Source organism: Streptomyces sp. MMG1121, assembly GCF_001280015.1.
Lineage (GTDB): Bacteria > Actinomycetota > Actinomycetes > Streptomycetales > Streptomycetaceae > Streptomyces.
In genome coordinates, this window is sequence record NZ_LGDV01000141.1 from 43,139 (window position 1) to 66,765 (window position 23,627).

Genomic DNA, 23,627 nt, shown 5'->3' on the forward strand with positions numbered 1-23,627 from the left:
CCTCCAAGTGCCCCTGGACACCTGCGCTTTTCCGTCAGGTTTCGTAACTCGACCACAAAAGCTACACATGTCCATCACGATGTCACGCGACGGATGCGGCGACGACCGGCTTCTGAGGGGGACGCAGGCGTCACGCAAGGGGGTGGGTCCGCTCTGCGGAGCCGTGCTCACCCCTGCCCGGGGAGGGGACTTCACCGCATGAAGCGGACCATCCGTACCACCGCGCTGACGGTGGGCGCACTGATCGCCGCGCTCGGCCTCCAGGCCGGCCCGGCCCAGGCCGACGCCACCGCACCGCGCATCGATCTCAGAGTCCTGGTGGTGAGCGACGGTGGTCCGGCCACTGACGCCATCGCCGCCGAACTCGACGCCGCCGGAACGCCGTACACCGAGGTCGACCTCACCAGTTCCGCACGGCCGACCATCGACGCGGGCTTCCTCGCCGACACCGTCGACGGCCGGCCCCGGGCCAAGTTCCAGGCCGTGGTCCTGCCCAACGACAACCCGTTCGCCGCCGGCAGCACCGAAATGGCCGCGCTGGCCTCCTACGAGCAGACCTACGCGATCCCGCAGGTCGACGCCTACACCTACGCCCGGCCCCAGGCGGGCCTTCAGGTCCCCTCCTCCGGCGGCTACTCCGGCAGCATCGACGGAGTGCAGGCCCAGGTCACCGCCGCCGGCCGGTCCGGACCCTTCGGCTACCTCAAGGGCGCGGTGCCGTTCGAGGACAACTCACCCTCCGTGGCGGAGAGTTACGCCTATCTGTCGACGCCCGCACCCGGCGCCGACTTCACCCCGTACGTCCAGGCCACCATCCCCGGCACCAGCACCCAGGGCTCGCTGGTGGGCGAGTACCGGCACGACGGACGGCGCGAGCTGGTCGTCACGTTCGTCTACAACCAGTACCAGCAGCAGTTCCGGCTGCTGTCCCGGGGCATCGTCGAGTGGATGACCGGCGGGGTGCACCTGGGCGCCTCCCGCAACTACTTCGCCGTGCACGTGGACGACGTGTTCCTCTCCGACGACCGCTGGGACACCCAGCTCAACTGCACCCCCGGGGACATCGACTGCACCAACAGCTCGGCCACGCCCAACCCGATCCGGATGACCGCGGCCGACGTCGACTACGCCACCGCCTGGGAGCAGAGCCACCGCTTCACCCTCGACCTGGTCTTCAACGGCTCCGGCAGCGTGGACCAGCGCGAGGACAACAACGGCGTCGACCAGCTCGCCGACAAGCTCATCGCCGACCGGAACCAGTTCCGCTGGGTCAACCACACCTACACGCACGCGTTCCTCGGCTGCGGACAGGACACCACCGTCGTGCCCTGGAAGTGCGAGACCAACCCCGACGGCAGCACCCAGTGGGTCAGCCGCCAGACGATCGACGACGAGATCGCCAACAACCGCGCCTGGGGTCAGGCCAACGGACTCCCGCTCGACAACAGCGAGTTGGTCACCGGCGAGCACTCCGGCCTGTACATCCTGCCGCAGCAGCCCGACGACAACCCCAACCTGGCACCCGCGCTCGCCGACAACGGCGTGCGGTGGCTCGCCGCGGACGCCTCCCGCCAGCCCGGGCAGCGCCAGGTCGGACCGGCCGCCACCGTCCCCCGCCACCCGATGAACGTCTTCTACAACGCGGGACACGCCTCCGAAGAGGTCGACGAGTACAACTGGCTCTACACCAGCCGCGCCCAGGGCGGCAGCGGGATCTGCGAGGACGACCCGGCCACCACCACCTGCCTGCCGGCCCCACTGGACACGAACACCGGCTACCAGGACTACATCGTGCCGCTGGAGACCCGCATCGACCTCGGACACGTGCTGTCCAACGACCCCGAGCCGCACTACATCCACCAGTCCAACCTCGCCGAGGACCGCATCGCCTACCCGGTCCTCAACGGCGTACTGAACGGCTACGACGCCCTGTTCGCGGACAACACCCCGCTGGTGAACCTGCGGATGAAGGACATCGGCACCGAACTCCAGCGCCGGGCCGCCTGGCAGGGCGCACTCGACGCCGGCCACGTCACCGCCTACCGCATCGGCGACGCCGTCACCGTGCAGGCGCCCAGCGGCACCGACGTCACCGCGACCCTGCCCACCGGCACCACCCTCGGCGGCAGCGCCTTCGGCACCGCCTACGCGGGCCGGGTGTCCGGCTGGACGCCCTCCTCCGGCGCCGCGCTCACCTTCGCCCTGCCCCCGTCCGCCGCCGCACCGGCCGGCACCGGGCACACCCACGCGACGGCCACCGCCCCGGCGCCGCGCACCAAGGTCCCGGCAGGCGTCGCCCAGCAGGTCCCGTCCGCCCCGGAGCACTGAACGGCGCACCGAAACGAGGTCCGGTCCGACACCTCCCGGTTGCCCGGGAGGCCCGGCGGCCGGACCCCGCACGACCACCCCACACCTCGGCCGTGGAGCACAGTCGATGCACGTTCAAAGCGGCGCGCGCCGCCCCGGCGCGGCGCGCGTCACCCTGCTCACCGAAGGCACCTACCCGCACAGCCACGGCGGCGTCAGCGTCTGGTGCGACCAGCTCGTCCAGGGCATGCCCGACCTCGACTTCGAGGTCATCGCCGTCACCGGCACCGGACGCGAACCCGTCGTATGGGACCTGCCCGCCCATGTCCGCCAGGTGCTCTCCGTCCCCATGTGGGGAGCCCCGCCCGAAGGCCGCCTGCCCCGGGGCCGGGCGCGGAACCGGCTCGCCGCCGCCTACGAACGCTTCCTGACCGCGCTGCTCGACCCGCACACCGAGGACCAGTTCGCGCCCGCGCTGTACACCCTGGCCCGGGCCGCCGCCGAGGGTGCGCTGAGCCCGTTCCTGCGCGGCGACCGCGCCGTCACCATCCTCGCCGCGGTGTGGAACCGCCCCGGGCTGGCCGTCCGCGAGGCCCGGCCCACCCTGCACGACGCGGTCACCGCCACCGCCCTGCTCGAACACGCCCTGCGCCCGCTCGCCGCGCCCCCGCCCCGGCACGGCGTGGCCCACGCGGTCAGCGGCGGCGTCGCCGTACTGCCCGGCCTCGCCGGCCTGGAACGCCACGACGTCCCGCTGCTGCTCACCGAGCACGGCGTCTATCTGCGCGAGCGCTACCTCGGCTACCGCACCGCCCCCTACCGCTGGCCGGTCAAGGCCGTCGTCCTCGGCTTCTTCCGGCTGCTCGCCGAGGAGAGCTACCGCCGGGCCGCGCTGATCACCCCGGGCAACCGCTACAACCGTCTGTGGGAGGAGCGGGGCGGCGCCGATCCGCAGGCCATCCGCACCGTCTACAACGGGGTGGACCCCACCGCGTTCCCGTCGGCCGGGCCCGAGCCCGCCGTCCCGACCCTCAGCTGGGCCGGCCGCGTGGACCCCATCAAGGACCTGGAGACCCTGATCCGCGCCTTCGCCCTGGTCCGGGCGGAGATACCGGAGGCCCGGCTGCGGCTGTTCGGCGGCACACCGCGCGGCGGAGAGGCGTACCGGGAGCGCTGCGAGGCGCTCGCCGCCGAGCTGGGGCACGCGGACGCCGTCACCTTCGAGGGCCGGGTCGACGACATCAAGGACGCGTACGCGGCCGGGAACGTCGTGATGCTCTCCAGCATCAGCGAGGGTTTCCCGTTCACCCTCATCGAGGCCATGTCCTGCGGCCGGGCGACCGTCTCCACCGATGTCGGCGGCGTACGCGAGGCCGTCGGTGACACCGGGCTCGTCGTCCCGCCGCGCGACCCCGCCCGGATGGCCGCGGCGGCGCTGCGGCTGCTGGGCGACCCCGAGCGCCGAAGGACGATGGGGGAGGCGGCCCGGCTGCGCGTCATCGAGCAGTTCACGCTGCGCCGGACCATCGACACCTTCCGCTCCATATACCTCGAACTGCCCACCATGGAGCGGCCGTTGACCGTGGAGCCGACAGCGGCCGGGGCGGGGAGCCTGACCGGATGAGCGGACCGATGGCCCTCGAACCGGACGGCACCGGCCAGGAGACCCTCGTCCTCCGGCTGGCCGGCACACCCGCCCGCGCCCACGACGCACACCCGCCCGCGCCGCAGGCCGTCAGCCGGCTCGCGGCCGGACTCGCCGACCGCATAGGCCCCGCCGTCCACCCCTACGAGGTCGCCGCCCTGCTCGAGGCCGAGGGGCTGACCGCGGATCGGATCAGGGAACAGTACGGCCATCCTGACCTGTTCTCCCTCGCCGCCGCCCTCTACGACCAGGTGCCCCGCACCTTCCCGGAGCCCGCGCGGCCCGCCGACCCCTGGCGCCCCGACCACCTGCGCTGCCTGCTGCGCGGCGTGCTGTTCGCCCTGCCGGGACTGGCCTATCTGCTCACCGCACCCCTGTGGCACCCCGGCCGGCACGCCGCCGCGCTCGTCGTCGCGGGCCTCGTCTCCTGGGCGTGGGGCCAGGCGCTCGGCCACCGGGCGTACGTCCGGATGACCAGCGGCCGCCGGGAGGCCGCCCGCACCCTCCTGACCGGCGCGCCCCTGGGCGCGGCGCTCGCCACGGCCGCCGCCGTCCCGTTCGCCGGCGGCGCCCCGCCGGTCCTCGCGGCGGCCGCCCAGTCGCTGTACCTCGCCGCGGCGGGCGTCCTGCTGGTGCTGGCCCGGGAACGGCTGCTGTTCGCCGCACTCACCCCGCTGATCGCGGGCGCCGCCGTCCTGCCCTGGCGGGAGCCCGGCAACGTGCTGCGCACCGGACTGCCCCTGCTCGCCCTGCTGGCCACGCTCGCCGTGACCGCCCACACCCTGCGCGGCACGCTCGCCGCCCCCGCTGCGGCCGACGGCGCCCGGCCACGACTGTCGGCGTCCCTGCCGTACGGCCTGTTCGGGCTGGCCGCCGGCCTGCTCGTACTGCTGGAGGGCCGGCGGGAGCCGTACGCCGTGATGCTGCTCACCGTGAGCATGGGCCCCGCCGAATGGCTGCTCTACCGCTACCGCGGCCTCGTCGTCGCCGCCCTGCGCGCCACCGCCACGCCCGCCGGATTCCGTCTGCGCTCCGCCGGAGTCCTCGGCCTGTGCCTGCTCGGCTATCTCCTGCCGCTGCTGCCCGCGGCCCGTTTCACCGGCGCCGCACCGGCCGGCCTGCTCCTGCTCGCGGCCACGCTGTGGACCGCGCTGCTCCTCCAGGCGTTCGGGGCCGCCTGGCCGCCGGCCGCCGTCTGTCTGGCCGCCGCGGCCGGCGCCGGCACGGTCACGGTGCTGCGCCTGCCACCCGGGCCGGCCGCGCTCCCCCTGTGCTGCGGCGCCGCCGCCCTGTGTCTCGTCGCGTACGCGCTGCGGCTGCTCGGCCGCCCGGCCCGGCACGCCTGACGTCCCCAACTCATCGGAAGGAAAACCCAGTTGACCTCCGCACCGCTCGCCGCCGTCACCGGAGCCGAGGGCTTCATCGGCTCCCATCTCACCGAAGCCCTCGTCGCCTCGGGGCACCGGGTCAGGGCCATGGCCCAGTACAACTCCTTCTCCTCCTACGGCTGGCTGGAGGACCTCGCCCCGGACGTCCTCGACCAGGTGGAGATCGTCCTCGGCGACGTCCGCGACCCCGGCTCGGTCCGCGCCCTGCTCGAAGGGGCCGACACCGCCTACCATCTGGCCGCCCTGATCGCGATCCCGTACTCCTACCAGGCCCCGCACAGCTACGTGGAGACCAATGTCACGGGCACGCTCAACGTGCTGGAGGCCGCACGCGCGCTCGGCACCCCCCGGCTCGTGCACACCTCCACCAGTGAGACCTACGGCACTGCGCAGACCGTGCCGATCACCGAGGACCACCCCGTCAACACCCAGTCCCCGTACGCCGCTTCGAAGGCCGGCGGGGACCGGCTGGCCGACAGCTACCACGCGAGCTTCGGCACCCCGGTCGTGACCCTGCGGCCGTTCAACACCTTCGGGCCGCGCCAGTCGATGCGCGCCGTCATCCCCACCGTCATCGGGCAGGTCGCGGCGGGGGAGCGCACCCTCACCCTCGGAGATCTGCGCCCCACCCGCGACTTCACCTTCGTCAAGGACACCGCGCAGGCCTTCCTCGCGGTGGGCACCGCGCCCGCCGAGCGGGTCGTCGGCCGTACCTTCAACGCCGGTACGGGCGGTGAGATCTCGGTCGGCGACCTCGTCGCACTCATCGGCAAGGTCATGGACGCCGCCCTCGACGTGCGCGCGGACCCGGCCCGCATCCGGCCCGCGAACTCCGAGGTGATGCGGCTCGTCGCCGACGCGACCCGGCTCACCGGGGCGACCGGCTGGCAGCCCGCGCACACCCTGGAGCAAGGCCTCGCGCACACCGTGGAGTTCTTCCGCGACCCGGCCAACCTGGCCCGCTACAAGACCGGCATCTACAACATCTGACCCGTCCGGCCCGTCACGTCCTCTTCGAAGGAGAAGCCCATGCACGCAGTGATCCTGGCGGGAGGCAAGGGCGTCCGGCTGCGGCCCTACACCACCGCGCTGCCCAAACCGCTCGTCCCCATCGGCGACCAGCACGCCATCCTGGAGATCGTGCTGCGCCAGCTCTCGTCGGCCGGCTTCACCCGCTGCACCCTCGCGATAGGCCACCTCGGCGAGATCATCCGGGCGTACGTCGGCGACGGCTCCCAGTGGGGCATGGCGGTCGACTACGCCACCGAGGAGAGCCCGCTCGGCACCCTCGGCCCGCTGCTCAACCTGAGAGACCGGCTGCCCGACACGTTCCTCGTGATGAACGGCGACGTCCTGACCGACCTCGACTACGCCGACGTGCTGGACCGGCACCGGCGGTCGGGCGCACCGCTGACCATCGCCACCTACGCCCGCAAGGTCCACATCGACTTCGGCGTCCTCACCACCGACGCCAGCAAGGTCGTCGCGTTCACCGAGAAGCCCAGCATGGACTACCGCGTCTCCATGGGTGTCTACGGCCTCAGCCGCGCGACCCTCGACGGCTACACGGCGGGACTGCCGCTCGGCTTCGACGAACTCGTCCTCGACCTCCTGCGCGGCCAGAACCCGCCGCACGCCTACGAGTTCGACGGCTACTGGCTGGACATCGGCCGCCCCGACGACTACGACCGGGCCAACGCCGAGTTCACCAGCCGCAAGTCCCTGCTGCTCAAGGGAGCCTGAGTACCGCATGCGCATTCTCGTCCTGGGCGGCACCGGATACCTGGGCCGCCACGTGGCCGCGCGGCTGCGCGCCCTGCCGGGCGCGCACGTCCTCGCCGCCGGCCGCTTTGCCGGCGCCGAGTTCGGCATCGACCTCGCCGCCGACCGGCCTGAGCGGTTCGCGAAGACCCTGGCCGCGGCCGCGCCCGACACCGTCGTCAACTGCGCGGGCGCCACCGGCGGCGACCCGGTGACCCTCGCCGAGGTCAACGCCCGCGGCCCCGCCGCGCTGTGCGCCGCGCTGCGGGAGGCGGCGCCCACGGCCCGGCTGGTCCAGCTGGGGTCGGCCGCCGAGTACGGCCCGGGCGTCCCCGGCACCCCGGTGCCGGAGTCGGCACCGGCCTGCCCGGTCACCCTGTACGGCGCCACCAAGCTCGCGGGCACCCTCGCGGTCACCGCCTCCGCCCTGGACGGGGTGGTGCTGCGGGTCGGCAACCCGGTGGGCCCCGGCGCGCCGGCGGCGAGTCTGCCGGGGCGGATGGCCGAGCTGCTCCGGACGGCCGGGCCGCACCCCAAGGGGGTGCTGCGGATGGGCGACCTGTCCGCGTACCGCGACTTCGTCGACGTACGCGACGTCGCCCGGGCGGTCGCCCTCGCCGTCACCACGCCCGGCCCCCTCCCGCCCGTCCTCAACATCGGTGGCGGAACGGCCGTGCCCGTAAGGGAGTTGGTGCGGGGACTGGTCCAGCGGTCGGGGATCGCCGTGCGGCTGGAGGAGAGCGCGAGCGGATCCGCCCGGTCCGCCCCGGTGTCCTGGCAGTGCTCCGACATCACCGCCGCCGACCGTGCTCTCGGCTGGCGTCCCGTGCACGACCTCGGCGACGCGCTGGACACGTTGTGGGCGGCGACGGCGGAGAGCGGGCACGTGCCGTGAGCCTGCTCGTCCCGTTGTACGTGCACCCGGCCGAGGACCCCGGGGCCTGGCACCGGCTGATCACCGCGGCCGCCCGCACCCACGCGGTCGTCCTCAATCCGGCGAGCGGACCCGGCACCGCCCCGGACCCCGCGTTCACGGCGGTCGCCCGGGCGCTGCGCACGGCCGGAGCCCGGCTGCTCGGGTACGTCGACACCGACTACGGGGTCCGGGACCGGGCCGAGATCGCCGAGGACATGCGCCGGCACCAGGCCTGGTACACGGTGGACGGCTGCTTCCTCGACCGGGTCACGGCCGGCCGGGAGGGCCTGCCCGTCTGCCGCCGTCTGGTCCGCGAGCTGCGCCGGCTCGGCGCGGCCACCGTCGTCCTCAACCCGGGGGTGCACCCGGCCCCCGGCTACGCCCGCCTCGCCGACCTCACCGTCACCTTCGAGGGCCACTGGTCCACTTACGTCGGGGCGTTCGCCCGGCCGGCCTGGACGGGCCGCCATCCTCCCGGCCGGCTCTGCCATCTCGTCTACGGCGTCCCCGAGGCCCTCGTCCCGCTCGCCGTGCGCACCGCGCACGAGCGCGGGGCGGCGGTGTGCGGGCCGGTGACGGGCGAACCGCCCAACCCCTGGGCCGAGTTGACCCCGGCGCTGGCCGGGGTAGGGGAGTGACCAGCGGAAACGGTGTGCGAAGCTGCGGGAGTCGGCGACCGCACTACGAAGGGGCCCGCATGGCCGTCATCCACCACACCACGCTCAAGCCCACGAAGCTGGAGCTGCTCACCGACTGGCTGCCCTCCCGCCCCTGGTACCGCGGCGGCCCGGGCGTCCCGGTGCTGACCAAGTCCGGCGGCTTCCGGCTGGACGATCCCAAGGGCGAGGTCGGCATCGAGTTCATGGTGGCCACGGACACCTCCACCCCCGAACACACGGCCTACCTGGTCCCGTTGACCTACCGGGCCGCCCCGCTGGACGGGGCCGAGCACGCGCTCCTCGGCACCATGGAACACGGTGTGCTGGGCAGGCGCTGGGCCTACGACGGCTGCCACGACCCGGTGCTCGTCGCCGAGCTGCTCTCCCTGATCGAGGGCCGGTCCCAGGCGCAGGCCCAGAGCATCGACGACACCCCCGACCACGAGGTGGTCCGCTCGTACACCGGCGCTCCCCTCACCCTGGACGGCTTCACCCCCGAGCCCGTCGACGACGAGCGGGGCACCCGCCTCGCCGCGCCGCACGGCACGGTGCTCCAGGTGCACCGCGTCCTGCGGCACGTCCCCGAGCGGCCGCCGCGGTGTCCTGAGGGCGCGATCGGCCATGTGGCGCGCGGCTGGCAGGCGCCGGACGGCAGCCGGCCGGCGGCGTCGTTCATGACGTTGCGCAGCGCCTGACCGGATCCGTCCGCACCCGACCCGTCACGCCTTCTGGCATGGCCCCATCAAATCTGTCAGTCTTTCCGAAGTCCGGCAGCCCTCGCCCCGACCCCGTGAGGGCGCGGCGCAGCAATCGCGCAAGCCCCGTCCGCGGCCGGCCCGGCGCACCCCGGCCGGTGCCGCCCGCCATCGAGCAGGCCGGGATCCCGGCCGCCGCAAAGGAGTAGCGTGTGAGACCGACCCCCCACAAGGCCCTCGGCGCCGGTGCGCTCACCGTCGCCGCGCTGGCCGCCTTCGTACTCCCCGCAACCCCCGCCGCCGCCCGCCCGGCCCGGGACCGCGTGGCCGCCGCCTGCACTCCGGCACAGGTCGTCGGCAACGGCGGCTTCGAGAACGGGACGTCTTCCTGGTCCGCCTCCTCGTCCGGCGTGATCACCAACCGCGCGGGACAGACCGCCCACGGCGGCAGCTCCTACGCCTGGCTGGACGGCACCGGCAGCACCCATACCGACACCCTGTCCCAGAGCGTCGCCATCCCGGCCGGGTGCGACAGCGCCACCCTCACCTTCTGGCTGCACATCGACACCGCCGAGACGACGTCGTCCACCGCGTACGACAAGCTCACGGCGAAGATCGGCGGCACGACGCTCGCGACGTACTCGAACCTCGACAAGAACACCGGGTACGTCAAGAAGTCCCTCGACGTGTCGGCGTACGCGGGGCGGACCGTCAGCCTCTCCTTCACCGGGACCGAGGACTCCAGTCTCCGGACGAGCTTCGTGCTCGACGACGTCGCGCTCGACACCTCCGGCGGCACCACACCGCCGGGCGACGCCACCCGCACGCCGGCCGCGCCGTCGTACACCGTGAACCTCAGCAGCGACACGACCGGCACCGAGTGGACCGGGCACGAGAGCGTGACCTTCACCAACGCCTCGGCCACCGCGCTGAACGAGGTCTATCTGCGGCTGTGGGACAACTACCACGGCACCTGCGACGCCATGCCGATCCGGGTCACGAACGTCACCGGCGGCACCGCGGAAGCGCCCAGCGTGGCCTGCACCGCGCTCAAGGTCGACCTGCCGGCCCCGCTCGCCCAGGGACAGAGCGCCACCATCGGCTTCGACCTCGGCATCACCGTGCCCAGCGGCGCCGACCGCTTCGGCCACGACGGCGCCTACAGCTTCATCGGCAACGCACTGCCGGTCCTCGCCGTCCGCGACAGCTCCGGCTGGCACCTGGACCCGTACACCAACAACGGCGAGTCGTTCTACTCCCTGGCCGCCGACTTCAAGGTGACCCTCGACCACCCCAGCAGCCTGCTGGTCCCGGCCACCGGCACCTCCACCGACACCCCCGGCGCCGACGGCCGTACGGTCACCACGGCCAGCGCCGCCAAGGTCCGTGACTTCGCCTGGGCCGCCGGCCCCTTCAGCAAGATCTCCGGCACCTCCTCCTCCGGTGTCGCCGTGAACGTCTACTCCGTCGCGGACATCAGCTCCTCCAGCGCCCAGTCGATGCTCGGCACCGCGAAGAGTGCCGTGGACGCCCACGCGGGCCGCTTCGGCGCCTATCCCTACGGCGAGCTGGACGCCGTCCTCGACAACAACTACTGGTTCGGCGGCATGGAGTACCCCGGGTTCGTCCTGGACCTGGTCAGCAGCACCGCCCTCACCCATGAGATCGGCCACCAGTGGTGGTACGGCATCGTCGGCGACGACGAGTACAACAGCCCGTGGCTGGACGAGGCGTTCGCCGACTACGCCACCGACCTCGCCCTCGGCAAGACCGGCGCCAACTGCTGGAACAGCGTCTCCTGGGCCTCCGGCGACGAGAAGATCACCAACTCCATGGCCTACTGGGACGCGCACTCCTCGCGCTACTCCACCGTCGTCTACGGCTACGGCAAGTGCGCCCTGCACGACCTGCGCCGCGTCCTCGGTGACACCGCCATGGCCAAGCTGTTGAAGGACTACGCGGCCGCGCACTGGTACGGCGTGTCGACGACGGCCGAGTTCAAGGCCGCCGCCCAGGCCGCTACGAGCACCGACCTCACCTCCTTCTGGACCCAGCACCGCATCGACGGCTGACCCGGGCAGGGCCGGTCACGGACGGCGCCCCGGGTGGCCTCCGTGACCGGCCCGTACGCAACCGGAGGGGGCACCCCCGCCACCCATACGGACCAAGAAGGGCCCGGGATGGCCGCGTTGGGCGGTACCCGGAGTGCGGTACGGCCCGGGCGCGGGTCAGATGGTAACCGTGAGAAGCCCCATATCCCTTCAGCGCGGCCGGTCCCACGTGGTCGTCACAGGCGCCCTGACCGGCCTCCTGCTCTCCGTGTGCACCCCCGCGGCCCTGGCCGCGTCGGTCCCGGACGTACCCCCGCGCGGCAGCGCGTACATGGGCATGGGCGTCGTCGCCCACGACGGCAGAGGTGGCGACGACGACGCCACGGACACCGTGAACCGCACGACCCAGACCGAGGGCGTGGACGTCTCCAGCTATCAGCGCGACGTCGGCTGGTCGGGCCTGTGGCGTGACGGCGTCAGATGGGCGTACACGAAGGCCACCGAGGGGACGAGCTACAAGAACCCCTACTTCACCCAGCAGTACAACGGCCCGTACGGCATCGGCATGGTCCGCGGCGCGTACCACTTCGCGACCCCCGACACATCGGGCGGCACCGCTCAGGCCGACTACTTCGTCGATCACGGCGGCGGCTGGTCCAAGGACGGCAAGACGCTGCCCGGTGCCCTCGACATCGAGTGGAATCCGTACGGCGGCTCCTGCTACGGCAAGTCCAAGAGCGCGATGACCGGCTGGATCCGTGACTTCCTGAACCGCTACCGGTCCCGCACCGGGCGCGCCGCGGTCATCTACACGGCGACCAGCTGGTGGACCGAGTGCACCGGGAACTACTCGGGCTTCGGCGCGAGCAACCCGCTGTGGATCGCCCGCTATGCGTCGAGCGCCGGGACGCTGCCGTCGGGCTGGTCGACGTACACGATGTGGCAGTACACCTCGGCCGGGAAGACCGTCGGGGACCACGACCGGTTCAACGGCGCCGAGGACCGGCTGAAGGCCCTCGCGAAGGGGTGAGCGGCGCCGTCGCAGAGGGCGTGCGTCGCGCGGACGGACGGCTCGCCAACGCGTCCGGTCCCCACCGGGACGCCACCGACCTCGCCATGCTGCTGCGCGCCCTGGGTGCCCCGGACCACCTTGCCATGGCCGCGCGGCTGACGGACCTCGTCCCGGCGCCGAACTGTCCGCGTTCCTGGAGCGGTTGCCGTGGCAGGGGCTAGCCGGGCCCACCCCTGCGGTCGGCCGGACGCCTCAGCCGGCGATCAGGAGAACACGACCGAGCGGAGCTTGAGGCGGTCGCCCAGGACCTTGCCCGGGGCCATCACGTAGTAGGTGTCGCCTTCGCACTCGGGACCCAGGAAGACGGTGGCGGTGGAGGCCGTCCGGTTCTTCGGCGCGTAGGCGGGCTCCTGCAGGACCGGGGCCGCGGCCTCCGGAAGGGTGAGGCACACGCCGCTCGGCGGGTCGGCCAGCGTCGCGACGTGCGGAGCGCCGTCCAGGCCGAGGTACGAGTACTGGAAGTGACCGGTCGCCGCGGAGGCCGACGCCGGGACGGCGATGATCAGGGCCAGAGAGCCGAAAGCGGAGGCCAGAGCGGTACGGAGGCGCATTTGCGCGGTCCTTTCGGGGGGTGGTGATGACACGACGTGGCTGTCATTGCCCCTTGGTGTCCCGGTGCATGCGCCCCTCATCCGGATGAGGGAATCCGGCATCGTGTACCTGCCTCAGCCGCGGCATCCCGGTGTGGCGGGCGTGGTCCGGCAGGTGTGCTCGTGGGTGCGGACCGTGGCGTCGTCATGTGCCTGGGCCTTCGCACCGGCGAAGACGACGGCGGAGATCAGCAGGGCCATGACGCCCTGACCGGCGACGGTCACGACGGCTCGGGCACGGGCCGCGGCCAGGGCCGCCACGAGCGCGCACGCGCCGACTGCGCCCGCGGCGGTCAGACAGCCCCACAGCGGATCGGCCTTGACGGTCTTGGCGGTGTCCAGGGTGACCCCGGACAGGAACCAGAGCCCGAAGATGACGGCAAGTGCCGTCAGTTCGAGGAAGGCCAGGCCGCAGCCGACCGCGATGTCGACACCGGCGTCGGCGCGGTCGCGGTGCCGGGGGCCGTCGGTTGCGTCGAACGCCGGTGGGGCGACGGGGAGATCCATGACCGCCACGGTGCCGGGCCGGAAGGACGGGCGCATGAGTACGCGTACTCAGCCCGCGGCCGCTCGACGTGGGCCGTCACGAAGGCGTCGGTCGGGCGCGGGGCGTCGAGGCCGTTGCGCAGCATGACGGAGCCCGTACGAGGGTGCGTCAACGCACCCCGCGGATGGGGAGGATGGCGAGTGCGCCGAGCAGGGACAGGGCGCCGCCGAAGAGGAACAGCGGGGTGTAGCCGCCCAGCGCGGTGACCACGGCCGAGGCGACGAACGGGGCCACGACCTGCGGTCCGGCGTTGGCGATGTTCAGCACGCCCAGGTCTCGTGCGGCGTCTTCCGCGCGGGGCAGGACGAGGGTGACGACGGCGGTGTCCACGGCCATGAAGCAGCCGAACGCGAGCCCGTTGAGCGCGCTGAAGACGAGCATGCCCGGCCAGGTCGGAGCGATCACGGGCACCACCATCACGGCACCGGCGAGCGCGGCCGAGACGCCGACGAACACCTTGCGCCGGTTCCAGCGGTCCGACAGCAGACCGCCGACCACGGTGGAGAGCGCCATCGCCGCGCTCGACACCGGAGTGAGCACGGCCATCGCGTCCGCCGCGCTCAGCCCCTTCGGCAGCGAGGTGTGGTCGTCGAGGATGTAGAGCTGGTAGCCGACGACGGAGAAGTACCCCAGCACCATCAGGGCCCGGCCGATGAACGCCCAACGGAAGTCACGGCTGTGCAGCGCGGACAGGGCGGCGACCGCCCGTCTGCGCCAGGACGCCGTGGGCACGGGCGCGGCGGCCTGTCCGCGTGGTACGTCCCGGGACAGGGCGGTCAGCAGCACCGCGGCCGCGGCGGCGACGAGCCCCAACGCCAGGTATCCGGCGGGCAGATGACCGGTCGCGCGGGAGGCGATGAGCACGCCGAGCGTGCCGCCCACCGGCAGAGCGAGCCCGACCAGCGCGGAGGCCGTGCCGCGGCGGGCCGGCGGGATCCGGTCGGGCACGATGGCGGTGACGGCGGCCTGGTAGACGTTCATGGTCGCCTGGACCAGACACCAGGCGATCCCGACCAGGAGGGCCGTACGCACGCTGCCCAGGAGGGCGAGACCGGCCAGCGAGGCCAGCGCCCCGCCGAGGACCCACGGGCTGCGCCGCCCCGAGCGGTCCGAGAGCGCGCCCGCGACCGGATTGCAGGCGGTCGCGAACACCGAGCTGACGCCGCCGATCAGCCCCAGCACCGCCACCTTGTGGTGCGGGTCGATCGCCTCCACCTGGGTGGGAAGCAGGACGGACCCGACCCCCATGTACACCGCGTACATCGAGGCATTGGCGACCAGGAGCAGCGTCATCAGCCCCCGCTGCCGGGACTCGGGTGCGGCCGTCGGGGCGGCGGGCCGGAGGTCTTCGGTGGGCACGGGCATGGCGACTCCTGGCAGAAGGGAGGAAGAGGGGAGGAGAAGCGAGCCGGCTCGGAGGAGGGGGCGGCTCGGGGAGGGGGTCCGTGGATCCGGGGCCATCGGTTCGGCTCCTGGATTACACGAGTAACCAGCGCGGTGGTCCTTGTGTAGCACCCGCCTTCCGGCCTGAACAGAGGTCGGGCCGAGGAATTTGGCACGTGTAACCTTGACCTGCGCGCAACGTGCCCGGTGAGTGGAAGGGAACCATGGCGAGGAATGCGGCCGCGGCCGTCACCAGTGCCGATGTCGCACGGCTGGCGGGTGTCTCCCGGGCCACCGTCTCGTTCGTGCTGAACAACACCCAGGCGCACCGGGTGAGCGAGGCGACCCGTGCGAAGGTCCTCGCCGCGGCGGACACCCTCGGCTACGTGCCGCACGCCGCCGCCCGCTCCCTGCGCGCGGGCCGCAACAACCTGGTGCTGATCCCGGCCGCCGTGTCCGCGATCGGCCGACTGGTGAGCGGCTGGATCGACGACCTGCACTCGGAGCTGGAGCGGTACGGCTACACCGCCGTCCTGCACGCCGGGCGGTTCACCGACCCCGCGGTCGCGGCCCGCGCCTGGGCCGAGCTGCGCCCCGGTGCGGTCCTGGCGCTGGACGGCGCGAGCCTCACGCCGGTGAGCGCGGACGTGCTGCGGCGCGCCGGCGTGCGGGCCCTGATGGCACTCGCGCCGCGGCCGGTCGAGGGCGTGTACACGGTCGTCTTCGACGACGCGCGGGTGGGCGTGCTCGCCACCGAACACCTCGTCGCACAGGGGCGGCGCCGGATCGGGGTCGTCATGCCCCGCGAACGCGGCCTGTCCGCGTTCGCCGAGCCGCGCCTGGCCGGCGCCCGGAGCGTGGCCGCACGGACGACGGCGACCGTGACTCCCCTCGCGATGCAGTACACGCACGCGTGCGCCGTGGAGCTGGCGAACAGCGGCTGGGGTGTACGCGGCCTGGACGGCGTCTTCGCCTACAACGACGAGTACGCGGCGCTGCTGCTGCACGCCCTGCGGAACGCCGGCGTCGACGTACCCGGCGAGGTCGCCGTCGTCGGCTGCGACGACCTCGTGACCGCGGCCCTGCAGCGCCCGTCCCTCACGACGGTCCGCCTCGACGTGCCCTGCGCCGCGCGGGTCGCCGCGGCGCTGCACGACCTGATCGAGACCGGCACCGCCGCACCGCTGGCGGCGGTCGAGCCGGTGCTCGTACGCCGCGAGTCCGCCTGACGGGCGACGCGGCCCGCCCGGTCAGGCGGTCAGGTGGCTCCGCAGGAAGTCCACGCTGTGCGCCACGATGTCGGGCACCTCTGCCGAGCCGAGGAAGATGTGGTCGGCCCCTTCGACGGGCCGCAGCGTCACCTCACCGCCCGCGTCCGTGAGCGCCCGGGCCAGTGCCTCGCTCTGGCCGTAGGGGACGACCCGGTCCTCCCGGCCGTGGATCAACAGGAACGGGGGCGGGGTGGCGCCCGTCGCATAGGTGACCGGGGCGGCCACGCGCGCGCGTTCCCGGCGTTCGTCCTCCGGCCCGCCGAGCAGGGTGTCGACCGGGTTCGGGTACGACGGCTCGCCGGGCAGGGGCGGCAGCGGGTGCGCGAGGACCGCCTCGATGTCGGACACGCCGTACCAGTCGACGACGGCCCGTACCCCGCTGTCCTCGCCCCGGACGCCCTCGCGCCCCTCGATGTCCGTGCCGTGCGCGTCGGCGCGGACCAGCCCGGCCAGCGCGGCGAGGTGGCCGCCTGCCGACTCTCCCCAGACGCCGATCCGGTCACCGTCGATGCCAAGGGTTTCGGCGTGGTGCCGTACGTACCGGATGGCGGCCTTGACGTCGTGCAACTGGGCGGGGAAGGGCGCTTCGAGGCTGTGCCGGTAGTCGACGCAGACCAGGGCCAGGCCGGCGCCGAGGACGGCTCCGTGCAGCAGCTCCACGGGCACCGTCGGCGGGGGATAGCGCCGGTCGCCCTCCAGCCAGCCGCCGCCGTGGATCCACACGACGGCCGGCACGGGGCCTTCGGCGGGCGGTACGTGTACGTCCAGCAGGCGCGGCCGGTAGCCGGGCGAGGTGGCGTAGGACAGCCCGTCGAAGCGGCGCACCCCGTCGGTGCCGGTGGTGGCAGGGGTGGGGGCGCGGAACGGGGGCGGCGGCCAGCCCGTGTCGAACTGGGCGGGGGCTGCTGAGGTCATGGCGGGGCCTTCCGTCGTCGGCCGGGGTGCTGCGCCGACGGCCGGGAGCTGTCGGCGCAGCCAGATGTTACACGTGTAACCTATGACTGGCGAGGGTCCTGAGCGCCTTGTCGGGTGCAGGTGCGGCAGGGTGCGCGCCCCCGCGTGCCGGGACGGCATGCCCTCGCGGACCGGGGTGGTGTGTCTCCTCGTGGGCCGGGGCCGGTGTGCCGTATCAGCCGTGCCGGGGCGCGGCGCTCACCAGCGGGCCGGCAACGTCTCGAGCGGGCTCGTCAACAGGTCTTCCACCTTGCGGAGTTCGACGGCGTTCACGGCCAGTTCGAGGGTGGGCAGCCGGCGCAGCAGGACTTCCAGCGCGGTCTACATCTCGGTGCGGGCCAGGGCCTGGCCGAGGCAGGAGTGCGGGCCGGCGCCGAAGGTCAGATGGGGGTTGGGGCTGCGAGTGACGTCGAGTTCGGTGGGGTGGTCGAAGGCGTTCTCGTCCCGGTTGGCGGCCTGCATGCTGCACACGCCACGGTGGCACCCCGGGGCACGATCGTGCCGCCGAGTTCGACGTCCTCGTGCACGTACCGGACCATGCCGAAGCCGTTGCTCGGGTCGAACCGCAGCACCTCCTCCACGGCCTGCCGGACGAGGGTGCGGTCGTCGAGCAGGCGCTGCCAGCGGCGCCGGTCGGACAGCAGATGGGCCGCCATCATCGCGATGAAGCCGGTGGTGGTCTCGTGGCCGGCCAGCAGTAGTGCCTGACCGGTGGTGGTCAGTGCCTCGTCGGACAGTGGCCTGCCCTCGGTGTCGGTGTCGGTGTCGGCGTCGGTGTCGGTGGCGGAGAGGAGCAGTGTGAGCAGATCCTCCTCGCCCTCGGTCACCGCGCCGGCCGCCAGGGCGCCCCGCTTCCCGGCCACCAGGGCGCTCATGTACTCCCCGAACTCCCGGTGTGCGGCGGCGACTTCCTCCTTGCTGTACCTGGTCACACTGAGGAACGCGTCCGACCAGCCCTTGAAGGACTCCCGGTCGGCCTCGGGCACGCCGAGCATGGTGCAGATGACGAACACCGGCAGCGGGAAGGCGAAGCGGGAGACGAGGTCCGCCGGACGGCCGTGCTCCAGCATGCCGTCCACCAGACGGTCCGCCGCGCGCTCCATGCCCGGCCGCAGTGCGGTGACGCGTTTGGCGGTGAACCAGCGGCTCAGCATCCGGCGCCACCGCTCGTGGCCCACGGCGTTGAGGGTGCGGGCCATCGGGCTGTTGAAGATGTCGTCGGCCGTGTCCGTGATGCGTGCCGCGTCGGAGCCCGTCGCGCCCTCCCGGCTGAGCCGTGGATCGCTCAGTGCGCGCCGGACGTCGTCGTACCTGGTCAGCAGGTGCGCCTCGGCGCCGCTCGGCAGGGTCACGGGTGCGACGGGACACTCCTGACGCAGGCGTGCCCAGTCGGCGGGCGGCTCCAGTGCGGTGGGCGGGGTCAACGGATAGCGCAGTGCGGCGCCGCTGTCGTCGTACATGTCGGTCATGTGCCTGCCTCCGGGTGCGTCGGTACAAGCGGACGAGCGACCTCCACCCAGCTTTAAAGCAGTTGACTTAATCAAGGGCTGCGGGAGTCGTGTCCGGGAAACGGCTGAAACGATGCCCGGCAGGAGGTCTCGGCCTGGTGTCCGGGTCACGGGGAGGTCATCGCGCACCAGGTCCCCGCCGGCCCAGCCGTGTACAGCAGTGCCCCCGCCGTGAGCCCGCACCACACCAGGCCCCGTGCCACCAGGCCGCGGCGGCGAGTCCCAGCCACGGCAGGCCCGGGCGAGGGGCCACCGGCCCGCTCCGCCCGCGCTCGCGTCGTACACGCCGGCATCCATGGGCAGTTCCCCCTTGGCCGCGCCGGTCCTGGCGCTGCAGGCGCTACGGGCGCCGGGCGGCGGCGCCTGAGTGCGCGTACCCGGCCGGGTGCGCACGGGCTGCTCGGCCGGTGTCAGACCACGTGCCGTCCGCCGTCCACCGTCAGGACGTCTCCCGTCGTGTACGCCGCCCGGGTCAGATAGGCCACGGCCTCGGCGACGTCCGCCGGTGAACCGACGCTGCGCAGCGGTGTGTTGGCGGTGATCCAGGAGCGGGAGTTCTCCCACACCTCTTCGGCGTCGTCGTACCAGGGCGTCTCGATGAGGCCCGGCGCGACCGCGTTGACCCGGATCCGCGGGCCGAGTTGGGTGGCGAGCAGACGCGTGAGGTGGTTGAGGGCTGCCTTGCTCACGGCGTAGGGAATCGAGCTGCCCAGGGCGCGGATGGCCGAGACCGAGGAGACGTTGACGATCGCGGCGGCCTCGGACTTCCTGAGGTACGGGACGGCGGCCGCGGTCAGCTGCCAGACGCCGAAGACGTTGACGTCGAAGATCTCCCGCCATGCGGTCGCGTCGGCCGCCGCCAGGTCGTCGAGCGGGATGAAACGGGTGGTACCGGCGTTGTTGACCAGGATGTCGAGCCGGCCGTACGCGTCGATCGCGGCCTGCACGATCCGCCCGGCGTCCGCCGGGTCGGCGACATCTCCCTGGACGTAGACCGCGTCGGGCAGTTCGGCCGCGAGATCCTCCCCCGCGGTGGTGCTCCGTGCCGAGTTGACGACGATCCGCACACCGTCCGCCGCCAGCCGTCTGGCCACGGCCGCGCCGATCCCGGACGACGATCCGGTGATCAGTGCTACGCGACTCCCGCTCATGTCCACCCCGTTGTTGTCGGTTGCTGTGTCGGGGCGGGAGCCTAGTATATCGCAATGCGGAATGTATATTCCATGATTCGGAATTAATCGAAAAGGGTCGCGTGTGGGACCGGATTCGTCGTGCCCGGCGCACGGTACGGTCGGCCCATGGCTGACGCTCGGCTGACCACCTCCTCCTTCCTCGTTCTCGGCATCATCGACAAGCTCGGTGAAGCCAGCGCCTACGACGTGAAGGTGGAGGCGGGCCGCACCGTCGCCCCGTTCTGGTCGGTGCCGCACGCGCAGGTGTACGCCCAGTGCGAGAGGCTGCTCGCCGCCGGTCTGCTGTCCCAGGTGCGGCAGGAGAGCGGGCGGGGCCGCCGGGTGCTGAGCCTGACCGACCGGGGCCGGCGAACCCTGGGCGACTGGCTCGCCGACCCCGCCTTCGTCCCGGTCGAGGCACGCGAGCGCGGCATCCTGAAGCTCTGGTTCGGGGCCCGGCCGGACGTGATCGCCCCCACCCAACTCGCCGAGCACCACAAGACGTTGGGGGAGTACCAGGAACTGGCCGACAGCGTCGGCGAGTTGCTGACCCCGGGGCAGCGGGAGGCGCTGGAGTTCGGCATCCGGTACGAGCGGATGATGACCGAGTTCTGGGAGTGGGTGTCCGGCCGGGGTGAACGCGCACCGGACCGTTGACCTCCCGGGCGGCCCGCTCTACCGTCGGTAACCCCACGATAGTCCAGAAGAGACTATGCCGGGGTGGCCGAGCCGGTGACGAACAGGGGGACGCCGTGCGTCCGTGGACGAGCAGCACCTGGCGGCGTGCCGCCGCGGTGGGCGTGACAGCCGTGTGCCTGTGGTACGCGCCCATCGCGATGACCGAACTGTGGTCCTACGCACGGCCCGGCGCCCCCGCACCGGGCGAGTGGCTGCTGGCGCACACGGTCTCGCCCCGGTACGTCCACGACGCGCTCGCCACCCGCGTCGCTCCGTACCGGCACAGCCTCGTCCCGATGATCGTGCACTCCGTCCTCGGCGGACTGCTCATGCTGCTCGGACCGGCACAACTGCTGACGGCCGCGCGCCGCCGCGCCCGCCTGCACCGCACCCTGGGCATCCTGTTCGCCGTCACGGTCTACGCCTCCATGGCGGGCGCCGGCCTCTACCTCGCCCGCACCGCGCCCAGGGACGCCTTCAGCGGCCCGGCCTTCTGGATCGTCCTGGCCACGATCCTCGTGGGCACCGTCCTGAGCGTCACCTTCGGCATCCTCGCGGCCGTCGGCCACCTCCCCGACCTGCACCAGCGCTGGATGCTGCTGTGCTACGGCTTCCTGCTGACCGCGCCCCTGCTGCGTCTGGAGTGGGGCGCCCTGCCGGCGGTGCTGCCCGGGCTGTCGATGGCGGAGATCAACAGGGTGGCGATCATGCACCTCGGCTCCCTCGTCGTGTTCGGCGCGCTGCTCGCCTCGCGCGCCCGGGATCACCGGGACGGCATCGAGGGCCTCGGCCGGTCCTGGGCCCCGCTGCCGGTCACCGTACTGGCCCACCTGGCCGGGGCGGCCGCCCTGGTCTGGGTCGCGCGCGCCCTCGCCGCCCACGGCACGGCCGGAAACCGGCTGCTGGTCGCCTACTTGGTGCCGTACGCCGTCGCCTACGGGGTGATGGCCACCGTTGCCCGGCGTGCCGCCCGTGCGGGCCGGGTCTGGGCCCGCGAGGAGTGGCGGATCCATCTCACCGGCCTCTGTCTGGCCCCCGTGTTCTCCGCCGGCGCGGTCGCCGTCCTCCAGCACAGCCTGGGGATCGGCCGGTTCACCGCGCTGACCGCGGGTGTCGCCATCGGCTGCGGGATCACGGCCTTCGGCGCCACGCTCGTGGTGAGCCTGCGGCTGCTGTACGCCCGCGAGGTCCGCCGGCGCGCTGTGCCGACGACGCGGGCGGTGCCCCGGGTGACGACCGCCGTGCCGTAGCCCGGTACTTCGCCCCGGTTCCCCGGAAGGCCCGAGAAGTCTTTCGCGCAGCCGCAGCCGCAGCCGCAGCCGCAGCCGCAGCCGCAGCCGCCCCGCTACTGCTGCCGCAGCCCGTCCCCTCCCGACCCGAGCGCCACCTCCCCGGAAACGGAACCCTGTCATGGCCGAACCGACCGACTCCGCCACACCGGCGGCGACCCCCGGGGTCCCGCTCCCGCACGCTCTTCCCGAGGCCCCGTCCGGGCGGCCGTTGTCGGCCGGGACGGCGATCCTGGCCGTCGCCGTCGCGGTGATCAACCTGCTCGTCGGCGGAGTCCTCACGGTCGTCGCCCTCACCGGGCACGTCCTCGGGGCCTGGCCGTCACCGGATCCGCTCAGTCCCGGACTGCTCGGCGCCGCCATGCTGGGCACCGCACCGGCGCTGTTCACCCTCGGCCGCGCGACGACGTGGCAGCAGGCGCGCACCCTCGTCCTGCCGCTGGTCGTGGTCCTGGCCGGCCTGTTCACGGTCAGCCTGCTCAACGCGCACCGGCTGTACATCGCCCACGGCGGCCCGGTCATCTCCGTGCTCTTCAGCCTCGGCTGGCTGTTCACGCTCGGCCTGCTGTGCGTGGCGGCGGTGATCTGCCTCGCCGGACAGGCCGTCACCCGGTCCGGACCGGCCGCCCCGCGCACGGCGCCCCTGCCGGGCTGGGCCAAGCCGTCCCTCGCCGTGCTCGGCTCCTCCTGGCTGGGCATCGGCGCCGGACTGCTCGTACGGCCCGGCTTCTGGGCCGACTTCGTGCCCTGGCAGACCAACCGCGTGGACGCGCAGGCGCTCGGTGTCTGGGCCCTCGCCCTCGGTGCGGGCGTGCTCGGCTCCCTCGCCGAGGACGACCTCGACCGCACCCGGCCCGCCCTGCTGTCGCTGCCCGGCACGGCCCTCGCCATGACGCTCGTCCTGGCCGTCCGCGCCGCCCACGTCCACTGGTCCTCCGGGCCCGGGCTGAGCCTGATCGTCATGGTGGCCGGCCTGCTCGCGGCCGGGGCGAGCGGCCGGCTTCTGCTCAGGGGCACCGCAGCGCCGGGCGAGGTGACGCGGGGCACCGGGCGACCGCGGTCGGAAGCGGCGGGCGGCGGATCGTAGGCTCGATGTGTGCCCCGGATCGAAATCCTTCAGCTGCTGGTCTCCCCGGTGCACCGGCTCGCGGGCCGGCCCGGTGACGGGATACCCGAGCTGCCGCCCGCCGACCTGGTCAGGAGGGCCGAGGTGCGCGCGGGACGGGGTCTCGTCGGCGACCGGTACTTCAACCACCCCGCGCATCGCAACGCCTCCCTCACGCTCATGGCCGTCGAACGGCTTCCGCGACCGGGGCCGGGCGAGCCGGACCTGCTGCCCACCCGGCGCAACGTCCTGCTGCGCGGGGTCGACATCGACGCCTACCTCGGCGCGACCGTCTTCCTCGACTGCGGCACCGGGCCCGTGGAGCTGGCGGTGCGCAGCGCGGCCCGGCCCTGCGCCTGGGTACGACGACGGCGGCGCCGCCTCCTTGGGACGAGGAGACGGCGCCGCGCTTCTTCACACGCCTCGCGGCGTCAGACCAGCCACCCGATGAAGTGGACGAGTCCGGCGAGGATGTCGGTGAGAACGTTCATGGTCGTGCTGCTCCTTGCGGTGTCACTGTGAGTGGGACCAGTGCGTCAGCTACGGTCTGCAGCCCGTCGCTCGCACACCGTAAGTATGGTCGTCCCACTGCCGCCCCGACGGTCTCCTGATCGACGATCACCTGTTCCAGGGAAC

General features: G+C 73.0%; 21 protein-coding genes and 1 pseudogene. 16 read left to right on the forward strand and 6 right to left on the reverse strand.

Translation table 11 applies throughout. The annotated features are described in order from the left end of the window. Positions 1-198: 198 nt before the first annotated feature. The 11 genes from ADK64_RS14300 (at position 199) to ADK64_RS14350 (ending at position 12,655) form a co-directional block, all read left to right on the forward strand. Positions 199-2,328 (forward strand): hypothetical protein, encoded by a 2,130-nt coding sequence (locus ADK64_RS14300; protein ID WP_053658811.1) that lies wholly within the window; start codon positions 199-201, stop codon positions 2,326-2,328. A gap of 106 nt (positions 2,329-2,434) precedes the next feature. After that, a complete protein-coding gene (gene pelF, locus ADK64_RS14305; RefSeq protein WP_053658813.1) occupies positions 2,435-3,931 on the forward strand; it encodes a GT4 family glycosyltransferase PelF in 1,497 nt (498 codons plus the stop codon). Next, positions 3,928-5,298: a hypothetical protein gene (locus ADK64_RS14310; protein ID WP_053658815.1), complete on the forward strand. Its 1,371-nt coding sequence runs from the start codon at positions 3,928-3,930 to the stop codon at positions 5,296-5,298. Before pelF ends, ADK64_RS14310 begins: the two co-directional genes overlap by 4 nt. 30 nt (positions 5,299-5,328) lie before the next feature. Then, positions 5,329-6,330 carry a GDP-mannose 4,6-dehydratase gene (locus ADK64_RS14315; protein ID WP_053658817.1) on the forward strand — a complete coding sequence of 334 codons (1,002 nt, stop codon included), beginning with the start codon at positions 5,329-5,331 and terminating at the stop codon, positions 6,328-6,330. A gap of 39 nt (positions 6,331-6,369) precedes the next feature. After that, on the forward strand, positions 6,370-7,083 hold the full coding sequence (locus ADK64_RS14320; protein ID WP_053658819.1) for a nucleotidyltransferase family protein: 714 nt from the start codon (positions 6,370-6,372) through the stop codon (positions 7,081-7,083). 7 nt (positions 7,084-7,090) lie between these two features. Next, on the forward strand, positions 7,091-7,996 hold the full coding sequence (locus ADK64_RS14325) for an NAD-dependent epimerase/dehydratase family protein (RefSeq protein ID WP_053658821.1): 906 nt from the start codon (positions 7,091-7,093) through the stop codon (positions 7,994-7,996). Beyond that, on the forward strand, positions 7,993-8,655 hold the full coding sequence (locus ADK64_RS14330; RefSeq protein WP_053658966.1) for a spherulation-specific family 4 protein: 663 nt from the start codon (positions 7,993-7,995) through the stop codon (positions 8,653-8,655). Before ADK64_RS14325 ends, ADK64_RS14330 begins: the two co-directional genes overlap by 4 nt. A 59-nt stretch (positions 8,656-8,714) precedes the next feature. After that, a complete protein-coding gene (locus ADK64_RS14335) occupies positions 8,715-9,371 on the forward strand; it encodes a maltokinase N-terminal cap-like domain-containing protein (protein WP_053658823.1) in 657 nt (218 codons plus the stop codon). Between the two features lie 212 nt (positions 9,372-9,583). Next, positions 9,584-11,443 (forward strand): M1 family aminopeptidase, encoded by a 1,860-nt coding sequence (locus ADK64_RS14340; protein WP_053658825.1) that lies wholly within the window; start codon positions 9,584-9,586, stop codon positions 11,441-11,443. A gap of 160 nt (positions 11,444-11,603) precedes the next feature. Next, positions 11,604-12,452 carry a lysozyme gene (locus ADK64_RS14345; RefSeq protein ID WP_053658826.1) on the forward strand — a complete coding sequence of 283 codons (849 nt, stop codon included), beginning with the start codon at positions 11,604-11,606 and terminating at the stop codon, positions 12,450-12,452. Further along, the gene (locus tag ADK64_RS14350; RefSeq protein ID WP_053658828.1) at positions 12,449-12,655 is read left to right on the forward strand and encodes a hypothetical protein; all 207 of its coding nucleotides are present in this window, start codon (positions 12,449-12,451) and stop codon (positions 12,653-12,655) included. Before ADK64_RS14345 ends, ADK64_RS14350 begins: the two co-directional genes overlap by 4 nt. 42 nt (positions 12,656-12,697) lie before the next feature. Here the strand turns inward: ADK64_RS14350 and ADK64_RS14355 are convergent, their stop codons facing one another. The 3 genes from ADK64_RS14355 to ADK64_RS14365 all read right to left on the reverse strand — a co-directional run bounded on the left by ADK64_RS14355 (position 12,698) and on the right by ADK64_RS14365 (position 14,996). Then, the gene (locus tag ADK64_RS14355) at positions 12,698-13,045 is read right to left on the reverse strand and encodes a hypothetical protein (RefSeq protein ID WP_053658830.1); all 348 of its coding nucleotides are present in this window, start codon (positions 13,043-13,045) and stop codon (positions 12,698-12,700) included. Positions 13,046-13,159: 114 nt separating this feature from the next. Further along, positions 13,160-13,591 carry a DUF6234 family protein gene (locus ADK64_RS14360; protein WP_053658968.1) on the reverse strand — a complete coding sequence of 144 codons (432 nt, stop codon included), beginning with the start codon at positions 13,589-13,591 and terminating at the stop codon, positions 13,160-13,162. A gap of 148 nt (positions 13,592-13,739) precedes the next feature. After that, positions 13,740-14,996 (reverse strand): MFS transporter, encoded by a 1,257-nt coding sequence (locus ADK64_RS14365; protein ID WP_053658832.1) that lies wholly within the window; start codon positions 14,994-14,996, stop codon positions 13,740-13,742. A gap of 242 nt (positions 14,997-15,238) precedes the next feature. Between ADK64_RS14365 and ADK64_RS14370 the strand changes: the two genes are divergently transcribed. Continuing rightward, positions 15,239-16,243 carry a LacI family DNA-binding transcriptional regulator gene (locus ADK64_RS14370; protein WP_053658833.1) on the forward strand — a complete coding sequence of 335 codons (1,005 nt, stop codon included), beginning with the start codon at positions 15,239-15,241 and terminating at the stop codon, positions 16,241-16,243. 21 nt (positions 16,244-16,264) lie between these two features. Here ADK64_RS14370 and ADK64_RS14375 read toward each other — a convergent pair whose 3' ends face one another. The 3 genes and pseudogenes from ADK64_RS14375 to ADK64_RS14385 all read right to left on the reverse strand — a co-directional run bounded on the left by ADK64_RS14375 (position 16,265) and on the right by ADK64_RS14385 (position 19,898). After that, positions 16,265-17,200 carry an alpha/beta hydrolase gene (locus tag ADK64_RS14375; RefSeq protein ID WP_053658835.1) on the reverse strand — a complete coding sequence of 312 codons (936 nt, stop codon included), beginning with the start codon at positions 17,198-17,200 and terminating at the stop codon, positions 16,265-16,267. 237 nt (positions 17,201-17,437) lie between these two features. Then, positions 17,438-18,699 (reverse strand): annotated as a pseudogene (locus ADK64_RS14380) (cytochrome P450). Positions 18,700-19,157: 458 nt separating this feature from the next. Beyond that, positions 19,158-19,898: an SDR family NAD(P)-dependent oxidoreductase gene (locus tag ADK64_RS14385; RefSeq protein WP_053658837.1), complete on the reverse strand. Its 741-nt coding sequence runs from the start codon at positions 19,896-19,898 to the stop codon at positions 19,158-19,160. Between the two features lie 147 nt (positions 19,899-20,045). Here ADK64_RS14385 and ADK64_RS14390 point away from each other — a divergent pair, with 147 nt between their 5' ends. The 4 genes from ADK64_RS14390 to ADK64_RS14405 all read left to right on the forward strand — a co-directional run bounded on the left by ADK64_RS14390 (position 20,046) and on the right by ADK64_RS14405 (position 23,513). Next, positions 20,046-20,576: a PadR family transcriptional regulator gene (locus ADK64_RS14390; RefSeq protein ID WP_053658839.1), complete on the forward strand. Its 531-nt coding sequence runs from the start codon at positions 20,046-20,048 to the stop codon at positions 20,574-20,576. 95 nt (positions 20,577-20,671) lie between these two features. Continuing rightward, positions 20,672-21,847, forward strand: coding sequence for a DUF2306 domain-containing protein (locus ADK64_RS14395; protein WP_063789902.1), 1,176 nt, complete (start codon positions 20,672-20,674; stop codon positions 21,845-21,847). A 160-nt stretch (positions 21,848-22,007) separates the two neighbouring features. Beyond that, entirely contained in the window at positions 22,008-22,973 is a 966-nt protein-coding gene (locus ADK64_RS14400) for a hypothetical protein (RefSeq protein WP_053658841.1), read from the forward strand. 9 nt (positions 22,974-22,982) lie between these two features. Continuing rightward, complete coding sequence (locus tag ADK64_RS14405; protein ID WP_234384562.1) at positions 22,983-23,513, forward strand: molybdenum cofactor biosysynthesis protein; 531 nt, start codon at positions 22,983-22,985, stop codon at positions 23,511-23,513. Positions 23,514-23,627 lie beyond the last annotated feature (114 nt).

Coding starts and splice junctions, on each gene's coding strand:
- ADK64_RS14300 (WP_053658811.1), top strand. CDS start 199: ATGAAGCGGACCATCCGTACCACCGCGCTGACGGTGGGCGCACTGATC.
- pelF (WP_053658813.1), top strand. CDS start 2,435: ATGCACGTTCAAAGCGGCGCGCGCCGCCCCGGCGCGGCGCGCGTCACC.
- ADK64_RS14310 (WP_053658815.1), top strand. CDS start 3,928: ATGAGCGGACCGATGGCCCTCGAACCGGACGGCACCGGCCAGGAGACC.
- ADK64_RS14320 (WP_053658819.1), top strand. CDS start 6,370: ATGCACGCAGTGATCCTGGCGGGAGGCAAGGGCGTCCGGCTGCGGCCC.
- ADK64_RS14325 (WP_053658821.1), top strand. CDS start 7,091: ATGCGCATTCTCGTCCTGGGCGGCACCGGATACCTGGGCCGCCACGTG.
- ADK64_RS14335 (WP_053658823.1), top strand. CDS start 8,715: ATGGCCGTCATCCACCACACCACGCTCAAGCCCACGAAGCTGGAGCTG.
- ADK64_RS14345 (WP_053658826.1), top strand. CDS start 11,604: ATGGTAACCGTGAGAAGCCCCATATCCCTTCAGCGCGGCCGGTCCCAC.
- ADK64_RS14355 (WP_053658830.1), bottom strand. CDS start 13,045: ATGCGCCTCCGTACCGCTCTGGCCTCCGCTTTCGGCTCTCTGGCCCTG.
- ADK64_RS14360 (WP_053658968.1), bottom strand. CDS start 13,591: ATGGATCTCCCCGTCGCCCCACCGGCGTTCGACGCAACCGACGGCCCC.
- ADK64_RS14365 (WP_053658832.1), bottom strand. CDS start 14,996: ATGCCCGTGCCCACCGAAGACCTCCGGCCCGCCGCCCCGACGGCCGCA.
- ADK64_RS14370 (WP_053658833.1), top strand. CDS start 15,239: ATGGCGAGGAATGCGGCCGCGGCCGTCACCAGTGCCGATGTCGCACGG.
- ADK64_RS14375 (WP_053658835.1), bottom strand. CDS start 17,200: ATGACCTCAGCAGCCCCCGCCCAGTTCGACACGGGCTGGCCGCCGCCC.
- ADK64_RS14385 (WP_053658837.1), bottom strand. CDS start 19,898: ATGAGCGGGAGTCGCGTAGCACTGATCACCGGATCGTCGTCCGGGATC.
- ADK64_RS14390 (WP_053658839.1), top strand. CDS start 20,046: ATGGCTGACGCTCGGCTGACCACCTCCTCCTTCCTCGTTCTCGGCATC.
- ADK64_RS14400 (WP_053658841.1), top strand. CDS start 22,008: ATGGCCGAACCGACCGACTCCGCCACACCGGCGGCGACCCCCGGGGTC.